Here is a 13,421-nt window from a genome sequence, read left to right on the forward strand (position 1 = left end):
AAGTCGAGCATGCGTAAGAAGATTGCAATCATTGGCGACCGCTTCATGCTTCCCGAGGTCTTTCGCGAGAAAATCGAGAAGGCCTGCGGCGCCAATCTCGACATCCGCACCCTTGAGGCGGCCTGGCCCGACGAGCCGATGGAATTCGGCAATGCAGCGCTCGGCCTCGACAAGGTGAAGGAGTATTTTGGCGATCCGGACGAGGTGGTCGATTTCATTGGCGACGCCGAGATATTCGTCACCCAGCTTGCGCCGCTGTCCGAGACCATGATGCAGCGTCTGCCTGCGCTGAAGCTGGTTGCGGTCTCGCGCGGCGGCCCGATCAACATCGACATGGTTGCCGCCAGGGCCCACGGCATCACCGTCGTCAATGTGCCCGGCCGCAATGCAAGTGCTGTGGCCGAATTCACCATCGGTGCGATCCTTGCCGAGACGCGGCTGATCCGGGTCGGGCACGAGGCCTTGCGCAAGGGACAATGGCGCGGCGATCTCTACCGGGCCGACCGTACCGGCCGCGAGCTCAACGAAATGACCGTCGGCGTCATCGGCTACGGCAATATCGGCACCAAGGTTGTCCGCCTGCTGCGCGCCTTCGGCTGCCGCATCCTGGTCACCGATCCCTATGTGCAACTGAGCGCCGAAGACCGCAATGACGGCGTCGAACTGGTCGCGCTCGACGATCTCCTGTCCCGCTCCGACGTGGTGACGCTTCATCCCCGGGTGACCGAAGAGACCCGCGGCCTGATCAACAAGGACACCATCGCCCGGATGAAGCCGGGGGTGATTTTCGTCAACACCGCGCGCGGGCCGCTGGTCGACTACGACGCGCTCTACGATGCGCTGGTCTCTGGCCATATCGGCAGCGCCATGCTGGAGACGTTTGCGGTCGAGCCGGTGCCTGCCGACTGGCCGCTGCTGCAGCTTCCAAATGTCACGCTGACGCCGCATATCGCCGGCGCTTCGGTGCGCACGGTGACCTATGCGGCCGAGCAAGCGGCCGAAGAGGTGCGCCGCTTCATAGTCGGGCTCCCACCGGTCAACCCGTGCTGAAGGTCGCGGCAGCCATGAAACGCAATCCAGGCATAGAGGATCCGGCGAGATGAGCGGCGCCACTGAAATCGTCGATCTGTTCGTCATCGGCGGTGGCGTCAATGGCGCCGGCATCGCGCGCGACGCAGTCGGCCGCGGGCTTTCCGTCATCCTGTGCGAAAAAGACGATCTCGCCGAAGGCACCAGTTCGCGATCGGGAAAGCTCGTCCATGGCGGCCTGCGCTATCTCGAATACTACGAATTCCGGCTGGTGCGCGAGGCGCTGATCGAACGCGAAGTGCTGCTTGAATCGGCGCCGCATATCATCTGGCCGATGCGCTTCGTGCTGCCGCACAGCCCGGACGACCGGCCGGCCTGGCTGGTCCGGCTCGGCCTGTTCCTCTACGATCATCTTGGCGGCCGCAAGCGGCTGCCGGGCACCCGTACGCTCAACCTGCGCACCGCGCCCGAAGGCGCGCCGATCAAGGATGCGTTCAAGCGCGGTTTCGAATATTCCGATTGCTGGGTCGACGACGCCCGTCTCGTCATCATCAATGCGCTCGATGCTGCGGAACGGGGAGCCAGGATCTTCACCCGGACCGCCTGCACCGCCGCCCGCCGTGAAAACGGCCTGTGGTCGGTCGAGATGCGCGACAGCCGAACCGGCGTCAGGACCACGGTTCGGGCGCGTGCGCTGATCAACGCCGCCGGTCCCTGGGTCAACGACATCATCAACCGCGTGGCTGGTCAGAACTCCAAGCGGAATGTCCGGCTGGTCAAGGGCAGCCACATCGTCGTGCCGAAATTCTGGGAAGGGCGGCAGGCCTATCTGGTCCAGAACAGCGACAAGCGCGTGATCTTCATCAATCCCTACCAGAACGATCTGGCCCTGATCGGCACCACCGATATTCCCTATGAGGGGCGGCCGGAAGACGTAGCGGCGGATGCGAGCGAGATCGACTACCTGATCAAGGTGGTCAACCGCTACTTCAAGCGCGAACTTGCCCGAGACGATGTCATCTACTCGTTCTCGGGTGTCAGGCCGCTCTATGACGACAACGCCGACAATCCGAGCGCGGTGACGCGCGACTATATTTTCGAACTCGACGCATCATCGGGGCAGGCGCCGCTGCTCTCCGTCTTCGGCGGCAAGATCACCACCTTCCGCAAGCTGGCCGAGCATGCGCTGGACCGGATCGCGCCGTTCTTTCCGAAAATGGGCAAGCCGTGGACGTCGAAAGGACATCTGCCGGGCGGCGATATCGACAACGCCGACTTCGAGCAGTTTCTCGGCGACCTTGGCCGCGAATATCCCTGGATGCCGGCATCGCTGGTCAAGCAGTATGGCCGGCTCTACGGCACCAGGACGCGCGTTCTGGTCGGTGCGTCCAGGTCGCTCACCGAACTGGGCCGGTGCTTCGGCAAGGATTTTTTCGAACGCGAAGCCAGTTATTTGTTCGAGCATGAATGGGCGCTGACCGCTGCCGATATTCTTGAACGGCGCACCAAGCACGGCCTGCATCTGTCCGCCGCGGAAAGAGCCGCCTTCGAGGACTGGTGCGTTGGCCGACTGGTGAGGGCAGGCTGATGACTTTTACGCTTTCCCTCAACACCAATCCGCTGGTCAACCGTTTTGCCGAACCGGACGATCTGATCGACGCGATCGCCTACGACATCGGCATCCGGGACGTGCAGCTCACGCATGAATTCGTCAATCCCGGCTGGCCGGCGGCGACGATCTCGAAATTCGTCCGCCTGTTCCGCACGGCGCTCGACCGCACCGGCGTGCGCGTGACGTCCGGGATGACCGGCCCTTACGGGCGGCTCAACCATTTCGGCCATCCCGACGCCGACGTGCGCCGCTACTACGTCGATTGGTTCAAGACCTTTGCCGACATTTCGGCCGAGCTCGGCGCCAGCGGCATGGGCACGCAGTTCGCGATCTTCACGCACCGGGATTTTGACGATCCCGAGCGTCGCGCGCGGCTTTTCGACATCGCGCTGGAATGCTGGCGCGACGTCGCCGAGCACGCCAGGGCGGCCGGTTTGACCTATCTGTTCTGGGAGCCGATGTCGGTCGGCCGTGAATTCGGCCATACGATCGAGAGTTGCCGGGCCCTGCACAACGAGATCGAAGCGGCCGGCATGGCCATCCCGCTGAAGATGATGGTCGATATCGACCATGGCGACGTCACCTCGAGCAATCCGGACGACATCGACCCCTATGCCTGGGCCGAAGCCTTTCCCACGGTATCGCCGATCATCCACATCAAGCAGTCGTCGATGAACAAGGGCGGCCATTGGCCGTTCATCGCCGCCTACAACAAGGACGGCCGCATCACACCGGAAAAATTGTTGGAGACGGTTCGCCGCGGCGGCGGCGTCGACAACGAAATCTGCCTCGAACTGTCGTTTCGCGAACGCGAGCCGGTCGACCACCAGGTCGTCGCCATGATCCGCGAGTCGGTCGACTACTGGGCGCCGTTTATCGAGACCGGCAGGGCGGCGATTTTGCCGCGAACAGGATAGAACCGGCGGCGAATCCCCCTCACCCGGATTGCCAACCGAATTGCAAAGGGCAATTCGGGGCAATCCGACCTCCCCCGAGGGGAGAGGAGATCGCCGGCGTTGGCGCTAAGCCTCTTCTCCCCAGCGGGGAGAAGGTGGCCGCGAAGCGGCCGGATGAGGGGGAGCCTCACTCAGCCGAACTTCGGGTCGAGACTGCCCGACTTGTAGCGCTTGGCCATTTCCGAGACCGGCAGCGGCTTGATCTTGAGGGCGTTGCCGGCTGTGCCGAACTGCTCGAAGCGCTCTTTGCACAGCTTCCTCATCGCGGCCATTGCCGGCATCAGATATTTGCGCGGGTCGAACTCGCTCGGGTTCTCGGTCAGCACCTTGCGGATCGCTCCGGTCAGCGCCATGCGGTTGTCGGTATCGATGTTGATCTTGCGCACGCCGTGCTTGATGCCGCGCTGGATCTCCTCGACCGGCACACCCCATGTCGGCTTCATCTGGCCGCCATATTTGTTGATGATCTCCTGCAGCTCTTCCGGCACCGAGGACGAGCCGTGCATGACCAGGTGCATGTTCGGCAGGCGGCGGTGGATCTCCTCGATCACGTTCATGGCGAGCACCGCGCCGTCCGGCTTGCGCGAGAACTTGTAGGCGCCGTGGCTGGTGCCCATGGCGACGGCCAGCGCATCGACATGCGTGTCCTTGACGAACTGCACCGCCTGCTCCGGATCGGTCAGCAACTGGTCGTGGCTGACGGTGCCCTCGACGCCGTGGCCGTCTTCCTGTTCGCCGCCGCCCATCTCCAGGGATCCGAGAACGCCGATCTCGCCTTCCACCGACACGCCGCCCCAATGCGCCATGTCGACGACGCGCCGCGTGATGCCGGAATTATAGTCGTAGTCGGCCGGCGACTTGCCGTCCTCCTTCAGCGATCCGTCCATCATCACCGAGGTGAAGCCGTTCTGGATCGCGGTCACGCAGGTGGCTTCGTTGTTGCCATGGTCGAGATGCATGCAGACCGGGATATCGGGATGGATCTCGACCAGCGCGTCGATCAGCTTGGCCAGCACGACGTCGTTGGCATAGGCGCGGGCGCCGCGGCTCGCCTGCAGGATGACAGGCGATTTGGTCTCCTCGGCCGCCTCCATGATGGCAAGGCCCTGTTCCATATTGTTCATGTTGAAGGCAGGCACGCCATAGCCGTGTTCGGCGGCGTGGTCGAGCAATTGTCTCAGTGTGATGCGAGCCACCCAATGGTCTCCCGTATTTGGTTTCAAGCCTATGGTTTGCGAGCTGTTCAGCCCATTGATGCTTCTGGCCGGATTTCCGGAGAACCGCAACCTCTGGCCATGCCGCCGAGAGCAATTCTTGTTACAAGGCAGCGATCAGAAGCAAGGAATATCCCAAGAAATCATAACACCATCACAAAAAATTTGGCATACATGCGATTTTATGTGTTATAATAGCTTCCATCAGCCGTTTCTGCCACGGCGGACGCGGCGACGCGAATTAAAGGAAACAGGCTGGACGATGAAGAGCGACGGCCGGCGGCAAGGCATCATGGATTTTCTGATGGACACCGGCACGGCCAGTGTCGATGACCTTGCCTCGCACTTCGGCGTGTCGAAGATGACCGTCCATCGCGACCTCGACGAGCTCGAGGAAAGCGGCTTCCTGCGCAAGATACGCGGCGGTGCTTCGATTCAGCCGAGCGGCCTGTTCGAAAGTGATTTCCGCTATCGTCAGAAGCAGGCCGCCGAGGAGAAGCAGCGCCTGGCGGTTGCCGCCGTGGCTGTCATCGAACCGGGCCAGACGGTGATCATCGACGACGGCTCGACGGCGGGCGGCATTGCGCGCCACCTTGCGGATCTGCGCCCGCTGACCGTGATCTCCAACAATCTGGCCGTGATACGGGATCTGGCCGGCGTTGCCGGTATCACCCTGATCGCGCTCGGTGGCCAGTACAGCAAGAAATTCCACGGTTTCTTCGGCCTGCTTGCCGAGGACACGCTGAGATCGTTGCGCGCCGATGTCGCCTTCCTGTCGTCGTCCGCCATCCACGGCGTTTCCGCCTTCCACCAGGACCAGGAAGTGGTCCATACCAAGCGGTTGATGATAGCCGCGGCCGCCCGCAAATATCTGCTGGTCGATCACGGCAAGTTCGGCCGCACCGCCCTGCATTTCCTGACCGATCTCAAGGCGTTCGACGCCGTCTTCACCGGTCGAGAACTGGGACCGCTGATGCGCGAGGCGCTGGATGGCGCCGGCGTTTCGCTGACACTGGTCGAGAAGGACTAGACCATGATCCCGAAAAGTGGGAACCGGTTTTCGGAAAAAGATCATGGTCAAAGGAGAAGATAGAACCATGATCCCGAAAAGTGGGAACCGGTTTTCGGAAAAGGTCATGGTCAAAGAAGAAGATAGAACCATGATCCCGAAAAGTGGGAACCGGTTTTCGGAAAAGATCATGGTCAAAGAAGATAGAGCCCCATCCCGCCTCGCGGGATGGAACAGGCTCTAGAAGGAGGACGCGTGGCTTACTGGGTCGGCACAAGCTGGAAAATGAACAAGACGCTTGCAGAAGCGACTGACTTTGCCAGGGCGCTGGCGGGATTCGTCCCCGGTTTCGACGACCGTATCCAGCCCTTCGTCATCCCGCCCTTCACGGCGGTTCGCGAGGTCAAGAAGGCGTTGGCGATGACGCGGATCAAGGTCGGTGCCCAGAACATGCACTGGACCGACGCCGGCGCCTGGACCGGTGAGATCTCGCCGGTGATGCTGACGGACTGCGGGCTCGATCTCGTCGAGCTCGGCCATAGCGAACGGCGCGAGCATTTCGGCGAGACCGACAATACGGTTGGTCTCAAGACCGCAGCGGCGGTGAAGCACGGGTTGGTGCCGCTCATTTGCGTCGGCGAGACATTGGCGCAACGCAACAGCGGCCAGGCCGATGCGGTGCTGGCCTTGCAGGTGCACGGCGCGCTGCAATACCTCGAAGGCCAGGCCAAGGCGGCGACGATCCTGTTTGCTTACGAACCGGTCTGGGCGATCGGCGACAAGGGCATTCCGGCAAGTGCCGACTACGCCGACAGGCAGCAGGCGCTGATCAAGAAGATCGCCGGCGATCTTCTGCCGGCCATGCCGCCGGTGCTTTATGGCGGCAGCGTCAATCCGCAAAATGCCGCCGAGCTGATCGGCCAGCCTCATATCGACGGGCTGTTCATCGGCCGCTCCGCCTGGCAGGCGGAAGGCTATATCGACATCCTCGAACGCGCCTCGGCGGCGATCTAGAGCATGATCCCGAAAAGTGGAATCCGGTTTTTCGGAAAAGATCATGCTCAAACAAAAGATAGCATGATCCCGAAAAGTGGAATCCGGTTTTCGGAAAAGATCATGCCCAACAAAAGATAGCATGATCCCGAAAAGTGGAATCCGGTTTTGGGAAAAAGATCATGCTCAGACAAAAGATGGAGCCCCATCCCGATGCCATCGGGATGGAACAGGCTCCAGAGCAATCGAACAGGAAAGGACAGAAAAAATGAAAATAGCCATTGGGGCCGACAGCGCCGGCAAGCCGCTGCTCGACGTCATTGCCGCTCACCTGGCCACCAAGCCCGGCCTCTCCGTCAGCGACGTCAGCCAGGCCGGCTACTATGCCGACCTGTCGCAGAAGCTCGCCCAGACCATCCTCGACGGCGAAAACGATCGCGGCATCTTGTTTTGCGGAACCGGCATCGGCGTTTCCATCTCGGCCAACAAGGTGCCCGGCATTCGCGCCGCACTCACCCATGACACCTATTCGGCGGAGCGCGCGGCGAAATCCAACAATGCCCAGATCATCACCATGGGCGCCCGCGTCATCGGCCCGGAACTGGCCAAGTCGATCGTCGATGCCTGGCTCGCATCGGAGTTCGACGAAAACGGGCCATCGGCCGGCAATGTCCAGGCGATCGACAGGCTCGACGCGGCGAAGCTGGGCTAATGCATGTCGCCCAAAAGCATGCCCTCGGGCGTGAACCGAGGGTGCGCAGCGGTTTTGGGATAACGACATGTATAAAACAGGAGCTTAAGCGCGTCGCATTGATGCGATGCGCTTAAGCCAGGCTTTTTCGCATCGCGCCGATAACGGTGACCGCCGACGCCGCGCCGGGGTCGATGTGTCCGAGCGACCGCTCGCCGAGCCGCGACGAGCGGCCCTTCGCGGCGATCATATCCTTGGTCGCCTCGGCGCCCCGTTCGGCTGCTTCGAGGGCGGCTGCCAGGCTTTCGGACAGGGTCTTGCCGGCGGCATGGGCAGCGGCCGCGGCTTGCGCCGCCGGCAGCCAGGCGTCGACCATCGTCTTCTCGCCGATCTCCGCCTTGCCGCGATCCTGGATGCCTTGCGCCATCGCCTGGAACAGGGCGACGACATCGGCGCCCGCCAAGGTCGCCTTGCCCTTGACGGCAGCCGCACCACGCATGAAGGCCGTCGCGTAGAGCGGGCCCGACGAGGCGCCGACGGCGTTGAGGAACGACTTCGCCGCAGTGTTGAGGAGAACAGTCGGCTCGGTTGCCGTGAGCTCCAGCGGCGCCAGCGCATCGCGCACCGCCCCAAAGCCGAGCGCCATGGCGATGCCATGATCGGCGTCGCCGATGACCCCGTCGAGCTGACAGAGCCTGTCCTTGTCGGCTTCGATCGCCACCGCGATCGCATCGAACATTCTTTTCAGATCGGCTGGATCGATGGATGTCATGGATGCACCCTTTCAGCCGGCGCGGAACATGGCGCAGTCGCAAGGATGGTCGAGCATCGTCTGCAATTCGGCGTCGAGATGCATCAGCGTCACCGAGGCGCCGGCCATTTCGAGCGAGGTGCAATAATTGCCGACCCAGGTCGCGTGAACTGACACGCCGATGTCATCGAGCCGCTGTTTGACGCGCCGGTTCATGATGTAGAGCTCCATCAGCGGCGTCGAGCCGAGCGAATTGACGAGCACGGCGACCTTGTCGCCGCGTGACGGCGCCATCTCGTCGACGATCTTGTCCAGCATCTCGTCGGTGATCTCGTCGGCGGTTTTCAATTTTCCGCGGGCGATGCCCGGCTCGCCATGGATACCCATGCCGATCTCCATCTCATCCGGTCCGATCTCAAAATTCGGCCGGCGGGTCTGCGGCAGCGAACAGGGCGACAGCGCCACGCCCATGGTGAAGGTGTGATCATTGGCCTTCCTGGCGATACGCTCGCATTCGTCGAATGACAGCATCCGCTCGCAGGCGGCACCAGCGGCCTTGAAGATGAAGAAATTGCCGGCGACACCACGGCGCTTTTGCCTCTGGTCGCGCGGCGCCGATGCCACGTCGTCGGTGGTCAGCACGGTGCGCACTTCGATGTCATCCATCGCCGCCATCTCTGCGGCCATGTCGAAGTTCATCACGTCGCCGGCATAGTTGCCATACATGAACAGCACGCCGGCGCCGCCGCTGGCCGCCTTGGCGCATTCAAGGATCGGGTCCGGCGGCGGCGAGGCAAAGACATTGCCGATCGCCGCCGCGTCGGCCAGCCCCTTGCCGACGAAACCGAGGAAGGTCGGCTCGTGGCCGGAGCCGCCGCCGATGACGAGGCCGACCTTGCCCTGGCGAGGTCCATCGCGGGCGATGATCGAGCGTGGGCTGCCCTCCATGCTTTTGAGATGGCGGGGATGCGCGGCCAGAATGCCTTCCAGCATCTCGTCGACAGTGCGGTTGCCGTCGTTGATGATCTTCTTGGTCTGCACCGGCAGCCTCCCGATTTCGGTAATTTCGCAGATAGTACAGCGTGTTACCGGAATTTCCACCCGGGGAGGGAGATTTCACGCGGCAATATGTTCCGGCGCGGCCAGTACCTGCACGCAAGGATTGGCAGCCGCTTTGTCCTTGAGCTTGAAATGCCCGAACAAGACTTGCCGCGTCAAATGGCGATCACCGGCAAGGCAGGCAGCAGCTTGTCCAGGGTGATGGGAAAGTCACGCACCCGCACGCCGGTCGCGTTGTAGATGGCGTTGGCAACAGCTGCCCCCGCACCGCAGACGCCGAGTTCGCCGATCCCCTTTGCGCCGAATGGATTGGCCTTGTCGTCATGTTCCTCGAGGAAGACGACCTCCATCTCCGGGACGTCGCCGTTGATCGGGACGTGATACTCGGCAAGATCGTGATTGACGAAGTGGCCGTAGCGCCGGTCGAGCACCGTCTGCTCCATCAGCGCCGCACCGATTCCCCAGGTCATGCCGCCGATGATTTGCGAGCGCGCGGTCTTGGGGTTGAGGATACGGCCAGCGCCCATCACCGCCAGCATCCGGCGCATGCGGATCTCACCGGTATCGCAATCGACGGCGACCTCGGCGAAATGCGCGCCATAGGAATGCTGCGAGTAAGCCTTGTATGACGGGGTGGCTGCGCCGGCGGCTACGGAACCCTCGGCCTCGAACCCGTCGGGAGCGATCCGCCGGACGAGGTCGGCCAGGCTTGCCGAACGCTGGCCGAGCCTGACCTCGCCGTCGGCAAAGCTCGCTTCGGTGGCGCCAGCGCCGCGCAACGGCGAGGCTTCGCTCGACCGCGCCGCCTGCAATATCCGTTCCCTAAGGGCGTTGCAGGCGTTGTGCAGCGCCGACCCTGCACTTGCCGCGCCCCAGGACCCGCCGGAGCCGGCGGTACGCGGGAAGCGGCTGTCGCCAAGCTCCACTTTGACGGACGAGATCGGCACGCCGAGGCTGTCCGCGGCGATCTGGGTCAGGATCGTATAGGTGCCGGTCCCGATATCGGTCATGTCGAGCCGCGCCGTCACCCGACCGTCGCGGTCGATCGCAACCCGCGCCGTCGCCGCGCCGATGTAGTTCGGACGGATCGCCGCCGCCATGCCGTAGCCGATGAGCTTGCGGCCCTCTCGGGCGCGGCCCGGCGTCGGGTTTCTTCGCTGCCAACCGAAACGGCGGGCGCCTTCCTCCATGCAGGCGACGAGGTTGCGGGTGGAGAACGGCACGCCGCGCTCGGGATCCTGGGCCGGTTCATTGCGGATCCTGAGTTCGATCGGGTCCAGTCCGAGCCGCTCGGCGAGTTCATCCATGGCGCATTCGAAGGCCAGCATGCCGGGGGCTTCGCCGGGCGAGCGCATCCATTCGCCGCGGTTGATATCCAGCGGGACCAGGCGATGGCGGGTGACACGGTTCGGCGCCGCATAGAGCGAGCGGGCAAAAACTGCCGTTTGCTCGCAGTACTCCTCGAAGCTGGACGTTGCCGACCAGACGTCGTGCGCGATCCCGGTGAGCCGCCCGTCGGTGCCCGTGCTGAGACGTACCTGTTGGATCATCTCTGCGCGATGACCGGCATTGGCGAACATCTGTTGTCGCGTCAGCGCGATCTTGACGGGACGCTGCAGGACCTTTGCAGCAAGCGCGGCCAGGATCGTATCGGCATGGGCAATCAGCTTGGAGCCGAAGCCGCCGCCGATGAACGGGCTGATGATGCGCACACGCTCGGGCGGGATGCGGAGCGTGCTGGCGACCCCCGCCCGGAAATTCGCCAGAGTTTGCGCCGATGTATGGATGGTCAGCTCGTTGCCTGACCAGGCGGCGAGCGTCGCATGGGGCTCCATCGGATTGTGATGTTCGAAGGGCGTCCGGTAAGTGGCATCGACCTTGACCGGAGCTGCGGCAAAGGCGCTCTCGAAGTCGCCGATCACGCTGTCGGTCTCGAAGCCGGCATTGGTCCGCTTTGGTGCGTAGGCGTCGGCCACATGTCCCGACAGATCGTAGAGGCCCGGCTCCTCGTCGTAGCGCACTTTGATGAGGCCGGCGGCAGCACGTGCCGCCTCGAACGTCTCCGCAACGATCAGCGCGACGGGCTCGTCGTAATAGCGCACCCGCTCGCTGTTGAGCGCGGGCCGGGCGCGCGTGAAGACCTCCGGCACCGTCGGCGTGACCGCCGGGCCGAAATCCGGCTGGGCCGGCGCATTCCGGTGCGTCATGACGAGCAGCACTGCCGGCGCCCGTTCGGCTTCGGCCGTGTCGATCTCGGCAATGCGCCCCTTGGCGACGGCAGCGCCGAGAATATAGCCAAAGGCTGTACCCTCCAGCGTATTCTCGTAGGCGTAGGTGGCATCGCCTCTCACCTTTAGCGGACCATCGATGCGATCGAATGGACGCCCGATGACGCCGCTGCGTGTTTCGCGAGACCGGTTTGAGGTCTTCGTCTCTGTCATCATGTCACCTCATGCACTCTCGGCGGCAGCAGCGAGCGTGTGGCGCATCGCCCGTTTCGCCAGCGGGATCTTGAAATCATTGCCGCCATATCCGACGGCTCCGGCGAGCGCGGCTTCGGCCGCGTCGGTAAAGGCGCCGTCGGACGCCGCCGCTCCAGCGAGGGTGCGCTCCGCCTCCGTCGCGCGCCAGGGCTTGGCGGCCACGCCGCCCATGGCGATCCGAGCGCTTTGGATACGATCGCCGCTTTTCTCGACGATTGCCGCCACCGATACCAGCGCGAAGGCGTAGGAGGCACGGTCGCGCACCTTGCGGTAAACCTGCCGGCCGGGCGGTGGCGGCGGCAGGGTGACCGCGGCGATCATCTCGCCGTGGTCGAGCACGGTTTCCACATGCGGCGTCGCCTCAGGCAATCGATGGAGATCGCCAATCGGAATCGTGCGGGTCCCGCCGCCGGGCGATATGGTCTCGATCCTGGCGTCGAGCCCGGCCATGGCGACCGCCATGTCGGAGGGATGGACCGCGATGCAGGCCTGGCTGGCGCCGAGCACGGCGTGCATGCGATTGAAACCCTGCAGCGCCGCGCAGCCCGAACCTTGCTCGCGCTTGTTGCAAGGCATGTTGCGGTCGTAGAAATAGGGGCAGCGCGTGCGCTGCAGGAGATTGCCGCTGGTCGAGGCCTTGTTGCGTATCTGGCCGGACGCTCCCGCCAGCAGCGCTTGCGTGAGCATCGGATAGCGCGATCTCACCCGCGGATCGGCGGCAAGATCGCTGTTGCGGACCTGGGCGCCGACCCGAAGCCCGCCTGCCGCCGTCTCCTCGATCCGATCGAGCGGCAGCCGGCTGATGTCGACGAGATGCGCAGGGCGCTCGATCTCGAGCTTCATCAGGTCGAGCAGGTTGGTGCCGCCGCTGATGAACTTGGCGTCCGGCCGCTCCGCGACCGCGGCGGCTGCCTGCTCGGCACTTGCCGCACGTTCATAAGTGAAGGACTGCATGCTCACGCCCCCTCTGCCGCGTCGCGGATTGCAGCGACGATGTTCGGATAAGCGGCACAACGGCAGATGTTACCGCTCATCCGCTCGCGGATCTCGGCATCGGTGAGAGCGACGGATGCCGCAGCCACGTCGGCGCTCGCATGGCTCGGCCAGCCGGCCCTGGCCTCGCCTAGCATAGCGACCGCCGAGCAGATCTGGCCCGGCGTGCAGTAGCCGCACTGGAAGCCGTCGCGGGCAACGAAGGCGGCCTGCACCGGATGCAGCCGGTCGCCCTCGGCCAGGCCCTCGACCGTGGTGATCTCGTCGCCTTCATGCATTGCCGCAAGCGTCAGGCAGGAATTGATCCGGCGCCCATCGACCAGCACCGTGCATGCGCCGCACTGGCCGTGGTCGCAGCCTTTCTTCGAGCCGGTGAGGCCGAGATGGTTGCGCAGCGCGTCGAGCAGCGTCGTCCGCGGGTCGAGCTCGACGGCAAAATCCTTCGCGTTGATTCGCAGGGATATCGGCATCGTTGGCGCCGGCGTCGGCGATGCGGCCGCCGCAACAGCGCCGGCCGGCTCCGCGTATACGGGTATACCTGTAGCCAGAAGCACGCCGGTCGCCACCCCGCCCTCCAGCACCGTTCGACGAGTCGGCCCGCTCCTTGTGTCTGTTTTGGCCATGCATGATC

At 63.7% G+C, this 13,421-nt stretch carries 12 protein-coding genes; 6 read left to right on the forward strand and 6 right to left on the reverse strand.

What is annotated here, in order from left to right:
* Positions 1-9: 9 nt before the first annotated feature.
* From AC0L2B_RS25850 to AC0L2B_RS25860, 3 genes are read left to right on the forward strand one after another with little or no spacing between them, the layout of a single operon-like run.
* A complete protein-coding gene (locus AC0L2B_RS25850; protein WP_473747331.1) occupies positions 10-1,050 on the forward strand; it encodes a 2-hydroxyacid dehydrogenase in 1,041 nt (346 codons plus the stop codon).
* Between the two features lie 49 nt (positions 1,051-1,099).
* Positions 1,100-2,617, forward strand: coding sequence for a glycerol-3-phosphate dehydrogenase (locus AC0L2B_RS25855; protein WP_473747332.1), 1,518 nt, complete (start codon positions 1,100-1,102; stop codon positions 2,615-2,617).
* The gene (locus AC0L2B_RS25860; protein WP_473747333.1) at positions 2,617-3,558 is read left to right on the forward strand and encodes a sugar phosphate isomerase/epimerase family protein; all 942 of its coding nucleotides are present in this window, start codon (positions 2,617-2,619) and stop codon (positions 3,556-3,558) included. The genes AC0L2B_RS25855 and AC0L2B_RS25860 overlap by 1 nt, the downstream gene beginning before the upstream one ends.
* 170 nt (positions 3,559-3,728) lie before the next feature.
* Here the strand turns inward: AC0L2B_RS25860 and fba are convergent, their stop codons facing one another.
* Positions 3,729-4,793 carry a class II fructose-bisphosphate aldolase gene (gene fba, locus AC0L2B_RS25865; protein WP_473747334.1) on the reverse strand — a complete coding sequence of 355 codons (1,065 nt, stop codon included), beginning with the start codon at positions 4,791-4,793 and terminating at the stop codon, positions 3,729-3,731.
* Positions 4,794-5,073: 280 nt separating this feature from the next.
* Here fba and AC0L2B_RS25870 point away from each other — a divergent pair, with 280 nt between their 5' ends.
* The 3 genes from AC0L2B_RS25870 (at position 5,074) to derI (ending at position 7,525) form a co-directional block, all read left to right on the forward strand.
* Positions 5,074-5,841 (forward strand): DeoR/GlpR family DNA-binding transcription regulator, encoded by a 768-nt coding sequence (locus AC0L2B_RS25870; protein ID WP_473747335.1) that lies wholly within the window; start codon positions 5,074-5,076, stop codon positions 5,839-5,841.
* Between the two features lie 207 nt (positions 5,842-6,048).
* A complete protein-coding gene (locus AC0L2B_RS25875) occupies positions 6,049-6,834 on the forward strand; it encodes a triose-phosphate isomerase (protein ID WP_473747336.1) in 786 nt (261 codons plus the stop codon).
* Between the two features lie 247 nt (positions 6,835-7,081).
* Positions 7,082-7,525 (forward strand): D-erythrulose-4-phosphate isomerase, encoded by a 444-nt coding sequence (gene derI / locus AC0L2B_RS25880; protein WP_027152577.1) that lies wholly within the window; start codon positions 7,082-7,084, stop codon positions 7,523-7,525.
* 112 nt (positions 7,526-7,637) lie between these two features.
* Here derI and dhaL read toward each other — a convergent pair whose 3' ends face one another.
* The 5 genes from dhaL to AC0L2B_RS25905 all read right to left on the reverse strand — a co-directional run bounded on the left by dhaL (position 7,638) and on the right by AC0L2B_RS25905 (position 13,413).
* A complete protein-coding gene (dhaL, locus tag AC0L2B_RS25885; RefSeq protein WP_473747337.1) occupies positions 7,638-8,276 on the reverse strand; it encodes a dihydroxyacetone kinase subunit DhaL in 639 nt (212 codons plus the stop codon).
* A 12-nt stretch (positions 8,277-8,288) separates the two neighbouring features.
* A complete protein-coding gene (locus AC0L2B_RS25890; RefSeq protein WP_128171930.1) occupies positions 8,289-9,296 on the reverse strand; it encodes a dihydroxyacetone kinase subunit DhaK in 1,008 nt (335 codons plus the stop codon).
* 173 nt (positions 9,297-9,469) lie between these two features.
* A complete protein-coding gene (locus AC0L2B_RS25895; protein ID WP_473747744.1) occupies positions 9,470-11,755 on the reverse strand; it encodes a xanthine dehydrogenase family protein molybdopterin-binding subunit in 2,286 nt (761 codons plus the stop codon).
* Between the two features lie 9 nt (positions 11,756-11,764).
* Positions 11,765-12,751 (reverse strand): FAD binding domain-containing protein, encoded by a 987-nt coding sequence (locus AC0L2B_RS25900; protein WP_473747338.1) that lies wholly within the window; start codon positions 12,749-12,751, stop codon positions 11,765-11,767.
* A 2-nt stretch (positions 12,752-12,753) separates the two neighbouring features.
* Positions 12,754-13,413: a 2Fe-2S iron-sulfur cluster-binding protein gene (locus AC0L2B_RS25905; RefSeq protein ID WP_236370151.1), complete on the reverse strand. Its 660-nt coding sequence runs from the start codon at positions 13,411-13,413 to the stop codon at positions 12,754-12,756.
* Between the last annotated feature and the right edge of the window lie 8 nt (positions 13,414-13,421).

It is taken from the genome of Mesorhizobium sp. WSM4815 (genome assembly GCF_055811575.1).